Origin of the sequence: Paraburkholderia sp. SIMBA_053, assembly GCF_046534895.1 — a bacterium.
Classification (GTDB): Bacteria; Pseudomonadota; Gammaproteobacteria; order Burkholderiales; family Burkholderiaceae; genus Paraburkholderia; species Paraburkholderia caledonica.
This window is the reverse complement of the sequence record NZ_JAWRXU010000214.1, coordinates 1-365: the sequence shown is the minus strand read 5'-3', so window position 1 is coordinate 365 and position 365 is coordinate 1. Positions and strand designations below refer to the sequence as shown.

At 37.8% G+C, this 365-nt stretch carries 1 protein-coding gene; it reads left to right on the top strand.

The features are described from left to right. Window positions 1–8: 8 nt before the first annotated feature. Window positions 9–365 (top strand): family 1 glycosylhydrolase (locus SB753_RS35320; RefSeq protein WP_410804711.1); only part of this gene is annotated, 357 nt, incomplete at its 3' end.

The window sequence follows — 365 nt, the reverse complement described above, 5'->3', positions numbered from 1 at the left end:
ATCATACCATTCTATCCAGCGCAATGGCAATCCAAGCCTACAGAGAATTAAAACAAGATGGAAAAATAGGTATCATTCTTAACTTGACACCTTCTTACCCAAGAAGCCAACATCCCGCCGATGTAAAGGCTTCTGAAATTGCAGATGCCTTCTTTAATCGTTCATTTCTTGATCCGTCTGTAAAAGGAGAATTTCCAGCAGAGCTTGTTGCTATTTTAAAAGAAGAAGGATATATGCCAGTGATGGAAGAAGGAGATCTTGATTTAATTAAGTTCAATACAGTGGATCTTCTTGGAGTTAACTATTATCAACCAAGACGAGTGAAGGCTAAAGAAAATATTCCTAACCCTGATGCACCATTTATG